The sequence below is a fragment of the Halomonas sp. DP4Y7-1 genome (assembly GCF_019800705.1).
Taxonomy (GTDB): domain Bacteria; phylum Pseudomonadota; class Gammaproteobacteria; order Pseudomonadales; family Halomonadaceae; genus Halomonas; species Halomonas litopenaei_A.
On sequence record NZ_JAHVKS010000007.1, the window covers coordinates 259113 to 267193 of the forward strand.

Consider the following 8081-nt stretch of genomic DNA (forward strand, 5'->3'; position numbering starts at 1 on the left):
TGAAGAGAGTGATCACCGTGACTCGACCGCTGCGCTTGAAAAAGAATGCCGATCGTCGCCTCAAGTCTGGCCATCTATGGCTGTATTCCAACGAGGTCGATACCACCGAGACACCGCTCAAGGCATTTGAGGTTGGCGAACAGGTCATCGTCGAAGCCGCTAATGGCAAGCCCATGGGGCTGGCCTATATCAACCCGAACTCGCTGATCTGTGCACGTATCGTGTCGCGTGATCCGAGCCAGCGCCTGGATCGCTCGCTGCTGGTGCATCGTCTCAACCAGGCGCTGGCCCTGCGTGATCGCCTGTTCGACAAGCCTTTCTACCGTCTGGTGCATGGTGAAGCCGACCTGCTGCCCGGTCTGGTGATCGATCGCTATGCCGACGTGCTGGTGGTACAGCTGAACACAGCAGGCATGGAAGCGGTGAAGGACGAGCTGCTGGATGCCCTCGACAAGGTGGTATCGCCAGGGTGTGTGGTGTTGCGCAATGACACCAGTGGCCGTCGTCAGGAAGGTCTTGGCGAAACCATTGAAGTGGTCAAGGGCGCGCTTCCCGACCAGGTGCTGCTGGAAGAAAATGGCGTGCAGTTTATCGCCCCCGTCATGGACGGGCAGAAGACCGGTTGGTTCTATGACCATCGCGTCAACCGGGCCTGGTTGAACCAGCAGGTCGCCGGCAAGCGAGTGCTGGACCTTTTCAGTTACGTCGGTGGCTGGGGTGTCCAGGCGGCGGCCCATGGCGCCAGCGAGGTCTTGTGTATCGATGCCAGCGAGTCCGCACTGGACCGCGTCGCGGAGAACGCTGCCCTCAACGGTCAGCACGAACGCGTCGCCGTCGGTCATGGTGACGCCTTCGAGGCCCTGGCCGCGCTCAAGGCAGATGGCGAGAAGTTCGACGTGATCGTGCTCGACCCTCCCGCCTTCATCAAGCGCCGCAAGGATATTGCCAACGGTGAGCGTGCCTATGCCCGCTTGAATCGCGATGCCATGCGTCTGCTGGGGCGCGATGGTCTGCTGCTGTCAGCCTCCTGCTCCATGCATCTGGCGCCGGAGCGCTTGACCGACGTCGTGCGCGGCGCAGTGCGCCATCAGGATCGCCATGGCCAGATCCTGTTCCAGGGACATCAGGGCCCGGACCATCCGGTGCATCCCGCCATTCCCGAGACCGCCTATCTGAAGGCGCTGGGCGTTCGCGTATTTCGTGATTGAGGGCGGCGCGATATCCCCTTCCACGACGTCTGCTCCAAGGAGGGCGGGCGACATGATCGACCCTCGTTAAGGCGGGGGTGATCAAGTGTCGTTCGAGTATCGATCAGGGCTTGTCCTTATGGCGGTGTTGGGCGCATCGTGGCCAGTAAGGCTGCGGCCCTTGCAACGATAAGGATATCCGCCATGAACGACGTGCCCTGGACGATGATCTTCTCCGACAGCAATGCCCTGATGGTGGGGCATGTGCGTAACCTGCTCAATGGGGCAGGCATACCCACGGAGCTTCGCAACATGACCCTGGGGGGTGGTGCCGGCGAGTTGCCACCGCTGGAGTGTGAACCCCAGGTGTGGGTGGCCGAGCACAATCGCCAGCGCGCCGAGGCGGTCATTCATCAGGCGTTGCGCGCATCCTCGCCTGGGGGCGAGTGGCGCTGCCGGGTGTGTGGTGAGGAGCTGGAGGTCGCCTTCGATACCTGCTGGTACTGTGGTACCGAACGCGAGGATCAGAAATAGTGTCTGTCTGCAGCCAGCCCAACTGGGACCTGCCTAATCCCTTCGTCATCGACATCCTTGTGACAGCGGATGCCATCGACCACTACGGCCACGTCAATAACGCCCAGTACCTGCGCTGGGTCGAACAGGCCAGCTGGGCACACTCGGCTCAGCTAGGTCTGACCTTGGATCACTACCGGGCGTTGGATCGTGCCATGGCGGTGCACCGCCACGAACTCGATTATCTGGCGCCAGGGTTTGAGGGCCAGCAACTGGCCATGGCGACCTGGATCGTGGCCTGTGACGCACGCCTTACCCTGACACGTCGATTCCAACTCTTCCGACCCGATGATGGGGCGACCCTGTTGCGGGCACGCACGCGCTACGCATGTATTGCGCTGTCCAGCGGTCGTCCACGTCGCCTGCCTCCTGAGTTTGTCAGCGCCTATGGGGGGGCATTGGTGGCAGAGGCTTAGAGCGTGGAACCTCGCTTTCCGGCCGAGTGCTGTCGATGCACCTGGCTGTCTAGCGAATACCTGTGCTGACGGCGGCGATCGTTTCTGCTTCCTGCTTCCTGATTTCCCTTTCCTTCTGCCTCCTGCTCTCTCTTGCCATCCGTGCTCTTGCTTATTCTCTTTCCCAGAGAGATGCGGAGTAGGTCGGCTATTTTTTGTTATTCATGCCGCGCCTCTTTGAGAGATATCGGTTTTGTTTGTAGGAAATAGTGGACAATGCTAGATGAGGCGGCATTACCTCTTTTCAGTAACTGCTTTCCTGCCCTCGGCCTTTTTATGTCAATCCTTCTATCGTTGTGCTTTTTCGCTACGACATTCATTTCTGGTGCATTTTTTCACTTTCACTCCTTGAGGTAGCATCACGCTACTGTCAACCACCTCAGCAGTGGCTGGGGGTCAATGTTAGAGACATTATGTGGCTGGCAATCTTGAGCCGAGTCACGATAGTTGTCCGCCATAACGCCGAACGAGGTGTCGCGGTAGCCGTGCTGTTGCCACGCTTCCGGATGGCCAGCCACGCAGGGTGGTGGGTGAGTTGGGTAGAAGAAAATGAAGGGAAAAAGATAACGACGCTAAGGATGGAAGCCAGGAATAGACGCTAGGGGTGGAAGTTAGAGATAAAAAATCAAGATGGGAATGAAAGATAGAAGTCGAGATAGCAATTCGAAAAAGAAGTTAAAGGTAGCCACTTTGAGTGCGTGAATCAGCATAACAATATGACGGCTCAACGTCGTCAATAAAACGTGGAGCAGGCCAGGCCAGCGACCACGAGTCAGTGTCTCTTGCAGGGGAATCTCATAGATGATGGTGCATTGCGTCGACGCGTCTCGGCCGGGCGTGGCGTTTCTTGTTGACCCGAGGTGTTTACGCCTGATTGGCGCAACACTGTTGGCGATGGTGGCGTGCTGTCCGACCTCGGTACTCGCCCAGGTACAGCCACCGGTGTCGCTGCCTTCAGCGGTTCCACCCAATGCCACCTTCAACGAAAACTTCATTCGTGACGATCAGCAGCGCCTGCTTGAGCAGCAGCGTGAACGCCTGGATCAGCTGGAGCGCTTGCCCGGTGAGGCCGTGGCGGCTCCAGAGGTGCGCCCTGATGACGGGGGCTGCCTGGATATTCATGAGATTGAACTGGAAGGCGCGAGCCTGCTCAGCGAGAGGCAGCGAGGGCGGCTGTTGCAGCCCTATCTGGGACGCTGCCTGTCAGCAGCTGAGCTCAATGGGCTGCTGGGTGAGGTGACCCAGTGGTACCTCGAACGTGGCTACGTCACCACCCGCGCCTATCTGCCAGAACAGGACCTGACTCAGGGGCGGCTGCGGGTGGTCGTTGCCGAAGGTCGCCTGGAAGCGTTGGACAGCGGCGGAGTGCGACCTTCCCCCCGAGAAGTCTTGATGGCGTCACCCACGCGGCCGGGGGACATCCTTAATCTGCGTGATCTTGAACAGCTGATCGACCAGTTGAACCGCCTGCCATCACGCCGCGCCCAGATGGAATTGCTGCCGGGTGACGCCCTGGGCGGCAGCCGCGTGCGCATCGACCCGGATGCCGGGCAAGGGCGCCCCGTGCGCGTCGCGCTGGGTCGCAGCAATGACGGCAGCCGCGAGACCGGCGAGCAGCAGTGGACCCTGGGCGGCGAGTGGGACAGCCCTCTGGGGCTGGCCGATCAGCTCAGTCTGCAGTTCGGTCACGATGTCACCGGCGCCTCCGGCATTGGCTCCAGCAACCAGTATGTGGCCTATCGGCTGCCCTGGGGGCGCTGGAACTTTCGCTATCAGTACAGCCGCAGCGACTATCGCAGCATCGCCCGCGCCGATGGGTTTCGCTTCGACCTGGACGGTGCCAGCGAGCGCCACAGCCTGTCGGCCGAGCGTCTGATGCATCGGGACCGCGTCAGTACCACCTCTGCCAGCGTCGGCGTCAGCAGGCTGAGCACGCGCAATGACCTGGACGAAACGCGCATCGAGGTCAGCAGTCAGCGCCTTAGCGAGCTAAGTCTTGGGCTGAACCATGGCCGCCGCCTGGGGCGTGGGCTGATCAACGCGGACCTGGGCTGGCACAAGGGCCTCGACATCCTGGGCGCCCAGGACGATGACGACCAGCCCGCGGGGTCGCCCAAGGCCCAGGGCGAGCGCACCACCCTGACGCTGAGCTATGCCCGACCGTTCGAGGTGCTGGGCCAGTCCCTGACCGTGACCAGCCTGGCCAGCGGCCAATGGAGCGACGATGCCCTTTACAGCCCCCAGCGGCTTAGCCTGGGCGGCCAGTACTCGGTGCGTGGTTACAAGGACCAGACCCTGAGCGGTGACAGCGGGGGGTACTGGCGCAATGAGATCAGCTGGGCCCGTCCGTTACCTGCGGAGGTCCCCCTGGTGAATCGGCTCGAGGCAAGCCTTGCCTACGATGTGGGCGTCATCCGCCACGATGACGATAGCGGCGACCAGCACGGTCGTCTCAGTGGCATGGCCCTGGGGCTTGGCGTCAGCGGCGACTACCTCAGTGCCAGTGTCACCCTGGCCAAGTCCATTGACCGTCCCGATGCCATCGATCATCGCGAAAGTCCCGTCTATTTCACCGTTCAGGCGCGCTTCTAGTGGCCGCGCCAGATACGTGCCATGCCTTCCAGGAGGGACGTTTGATGAACCCACGCCGTCCGCTGTTTCGCCATCTGGCCATCGTCATGATCAACGCCCTGTTCTGGCATCCCGTGGTGGTGCTGGCAGACGGCATCGTGGTGGCGCCGGGGGGCAATACCCGGCTCGATCAGGCCGGCAACGGCGTGCCGGTGGTCAACATCGCCACCCCCAACGACAAGGGGCTCTCCCACAACCGCTTTCGCGACTACAACGTGGACGCCCGCGGGCTCATCCTCAACAACGCTACTGGCAAGACTCAGTCGACGCAGCTTGGCGGCATCGTGGTCGGCAACGCCAATCTGCGCGGCCAGGCGGCCCAGGTCATCCTCAATGAGGTCAATGGCGGCAATCCGAGCCGACTGGCGGGCTACACCGAAGTGGCCGGCCAGGCCGCCAAGGTGGTGGTGGCCAACCCCTACGGCATCTCCTGCGATGGCTGCGGTTTCATCAACAGCCCCCGGGTCACCCTGACCACCGGTGCGCCGGTGATCGAGGATGGCCGGCTGGACCACTACGCGGTGGACCAGGGGCAGGTCGCCATCGAGGGGCTGGGGCTGGACGCCCGTGAGGTGGATCAGTTCGAGATCCTTACCCGGGCCGCGGCGCTCAACGCCGAGCTGCACGCCCAGGACCTGACGATCGTCGCGGGTGCCAACGATGTCGATGCCGCGAGCCTGAACGCCACGCCTCGCAGTGGCACAGGGTCCCGTCCGGCCCTGGCCATCGATTCCTCCGCTTTGGGCGGCATGTACGCCGAGCGCATCCGCCTGGTCGGTACCGACGCCGGGGTCGGCGTGCGCCTGGCCGGTGACATGGCCGCCAGTGCCGGCGACATTCGCATCACCGCCGATGGCCAGCTGAGGCTTGCCGATGCTTCGACCCCGACGCGCCTGATCACCCAGTCCGGTGACGCTAGCTTCGGGGGTGACGTGCATGCCGACCAAGGGGCCGACATTCAGGCCGACGATGCCCTGGACATCTCTGGCCGGCTGACCAGCGGCGGGGATATCGCGCTGTCAGCGCAGCGCCTGACCACCACCGGTGATGTGGTGGCCGGCGTCCGCGGCGGACAGCGACGCGCGGGGGCTGAGCTTGCGATCACCGCCGCCACCCTGGACAACCGTGGCCGACTCGACGCCAGTGACCGTCTGGCCGCGACCACCGCCGTGACCCACAACCGCGGCCAGATGCTGGCAAGCGAGCTGGCGCTGACGTCGCGCCAGAGTCTGGACAATGGCGGAGAGATCCTGGCGGACAGGGTGTCCCTGAACGCTACCCAGCTCACTAACCAGGGGCTGGTGGAGGGACAGCGTGTCGTGCTGACGGCGGATGTCATCGACCAGCAGGGGCGTGTTCAGGCCGATCACGCCAGCCTGAGCGCCACACGCATCGACAATCAGGGCACGCTCTACGCCGAGCGGCTGGCGCTGTCGGCCCCGGACCTGGTCAACCGTGGCGACCAGGCGACCCTGTCCGCAGGTAGTTCCCTTGAGCTCGAGACGCGACGCCTGGCCAACCTGGGCGGCTCGCTGGTGTTCGCCCCGGGGCAGGACCTGCGACTCGACCTGGAGCGCTTCGACAACCAGGGCGGGCGCGTTGTTCTGGATGGCTCGCTCAGCGGTGACATCGGTCAATGGAACAATGCCGAGGGTCAGCTGGCGGCCAAGGACATCGCCTTGAGCGCGGCCTGGGTCGATAACCGCAGTGGTCTGATCAGCGCCGAGACCGGTGCGCTGGCGCTGGCCAGCGACGGGGAGATCATCAATACCGGGGGCACGTTGCAGGCCCGTCAGGGCTCGCTGACGTTGACCGCGGCGGAACTCGACAACCAGGGCGGTAAGGCCGTTGCCCGAGAGGCGCTGACGGCCAGCGTGAGCGGCGTCGTGGGCAACCAGGACGGAGGGCGATTCAGCGCCCGCCAGCTTAGCCTCAGCGCCCAGGACCTCGACAATCGGGGAGGCGAGGTCGACGCCGCCGGCGCCCTGAACGTGAGTCTGAGCGAAAGCCTGGATAACGCGGGTGGTCGCGTCAGTGCCGGGCAACTCGCCATCGTCGCCCGGCATCTCGATAACCCAGGGGGCCAGGTGGTGGCCGACGGCGACCTGACGGCCACCCTGAGCGGCCACCTGGCCAACCGCGACGGCGGCACCTTGGGCGCCGAGCGGGTCGTGCTCACCACAGGGCAGCTCGATAACCGTGATGGCGCGCTGCTGGCAGGCGATGTGCGGATCCACAGCCAGACCCTGGACAACGCCCGGGGCATGATCAGTGCTGACGATGCTCTGGCGCTGACGGTGACCCAGGCGCTGGCCAACCGTCAGGGCCAGATTCAGGTGGTCGAGGGAGGCCTCGAGGCGCGCCTGGGCAGCCTCGACAATCAGCAGGGCACTCTGGTCGCCAGGCGGCTCAGCGTGGCCTCGCAAGGCGCCGTCGACAATCGTCAGGGGCAGCTGGTCGGCGACGAGCTGCGCCTGGATGCAGGGAGCCTGGACAATCGCCAGGACGGTCGCCTGACCGCCTCCTATCTGACGCTGGCCATCGATGACGCCCTCGATAACCAGGGCGGGGTCCTCGACGCCGACCAGGGCGAGCTGCAGGTCGCGGCACGGCGTTTGGACAATCGTGGTGGCACCCTGAGTGCCAGCCAGCTTGAGCTGAACTTCGGCCTGGACCCGGACCAGGGCATCGACAACCGGGACGGCGGCCTGCTGCTGGCCGATGACCTGCGCCTGACGGCCGGGTCGCTGTCCAACACCCAGGGGCGGGTGCTGGGACAGTCGCTGGTGCTGACCTTGGCGGAACTTTATAACGCCGGGGGGCTGATCAGTGCCACGCAGGCGTTAGGTCTGGCGCTGAACGGCGCGCTCGACAATCAGGGAGGACGGCTGCAGGTCACCGACGGACAGCTGCAGTTGAGCGACGCCACGCAGGTGGATAACCGCCAGGGCGTGCTGGTGGCCCAGCAGTTGTCTCTCGTCGATATCGGTCGGCTGGACAATCGTCAGGGCCAGCTCGTCGCCGATGGGATCCGCGTGGCGGCCACCACCGTCGATAACACGCAGCAAGGGCTGATCAGCGCCGCTGAGACGCTGGAACTGACCGTTCAGGAGGACCTGGCCAACGCCTCGGGCACGCTGGAGGCCGCTCGGCTGAATGTCGCGGCCACCCGCGTCGACAACACCCAGGGCAGGCTGCTGGCGGACCGGATCGGGCTGAGGGCAACGACCCTGGG

Annotated in this window: 5 protein-coding genes; all 5 read left to right on the top strand. The window is 64.0% G+C overall.

Annotation, left to right across the window (positions count from 1 at the left end; all coding sequences use genetic code 11):
- Window positions 1-17 precede the first annotated feature (17 nt).
- Window positions 18-1208: a class I SAM-dependent rRNA methyltransferase gene (locus tag KUV72_RS14770; RefSeq protein ID WP_206940365.1), complete on the top strand. Its 1191-nt coding sequence runs from the start codon at window positions 18-20 to the stop codon at window positions 1206-1208.
- Between the two features lie 183 nt (window positions 1209-1391).
- Window positions 1392-1721: a DUF2007 domain-containing protein gene (locus KUV72_RS14775; protein ID WP_222238910.1), complete on the top strand. Its 330-nt coding sequence runs from the start codon at window positions 1392-1394 to the stop codon at window positions 1719-1721.
- On the top strand, window positions 1721-2176 hold the full coding sequence (locus KUV72_RS14780; protein ID WP_206940361.1) for an acyl-CoA thioesterase: 456 nt from the start codon (window positions 1721-1723) through the stop codon (window positions 2174-2176). Before KUV72_RS14775 ends, KUV72_RS14780 begins: the two co-directional genes overlap by 1 nt.
- Before the next feature lie 840 nt (window positions 2177-3016).
- Window positions 3017-4807, top strand: coding sequence for a ShlB/FhaC/HecB family hemolysin secretion/activation protein (locus KUV72_RS14785; protein ID WP_261317513.1), 1791 nt, complete (start codon window positions 3017-3019; stop codon window positions 4805-4807).
- A 44-nt stretch (window positions 4808-4851) separates the two neighbouring features.
- Window positions 4852-8081: filamentous hemagglutinin N-terminal domain-containing protein (locus tag KUV72_RS14790; RefSeq protein WP_222238911.1), on the top strand; the 3230-nt coding region annotated here is incomplete at its 3' end.

Bases quoted from the DNA above. Each gene is read 5' to 3' on its own strand.
- KUV72_RS14775 (WP_222238910.1), top strand. From the start codon at position 1,392: ATGAACGACGTGCCCTGGACGATGATCTTCTCCGACAGCAATGCCCTG.
- KUV72_RS14785 (WP_261317513.1), top strand. From the start codon at position 3,017: ATGATGGTGCATTGCGTCGACGCGTCTCGGCCGGGCGTGGCGTTTCTT.